Annotated in this window: 1 pseudogene; it reads left to right on the forward strand. The window is 43.3% G+C overall.

What is annotated here, in order from left to right:
- A pseudogene (locus CG11_RS30560) lies at positions 1-563 on the forward strand (hypothetical protein); the annotation flags it as partial.

Genomic DNA, 563 nt, shown 5'->3' on the forward strand with positions numbered 1-563 from the left:
AATGGTTGTAGTGCAACAGGGAACTTAACGATAACAGTAGATACCTTGCCAACGGTAATGGCAAGCAGCACAGACACAGTAGTATGTTCAGGCGAGTCAATCACCTTAACAGGAATAGGAGCGGCAAGTTATGCATGGGATAATGGAGCAGTAGATGGAATCGCTTTTGTACCAAGTGCAACAACAACGTACAATGTAACAGGAACAGATGGTAATGGTTGTAGTGCAACAGGGAACTTAACGATAACAGTAGATACCTTACCAATAGTAATGGCAAGCAGCACAGACACAGTAGTATGTTCAGGCGAGTCAATCACCTTAACAGGAATAGGAGCGGCAAGTTATGCATGGGATAATGGAGCAGTAGATGGAATCGCTTTTGTACCAAGTGCAACAACAACGTACAATGTAACAGGAACAGATGGTAATGGTTGTAGTGCAACAGGGAACTTAACGATAACAGTAGATACCTTACCAATAGTAATGGCAAGCAGCACAGACACAGTAGTATGTTCAGGCGAGTCAATCACCTTAACAGGAATAGGAGCGGCAAGTTATGCATG

This window comes from Aureispira sp. CCB-QB1, assembly GCF_000724545.1.
Lineage (GTDB): Bacteria > Bacteroidota > Bacteroidia > Chitinophagales > Saprospiraceae > Aureispira.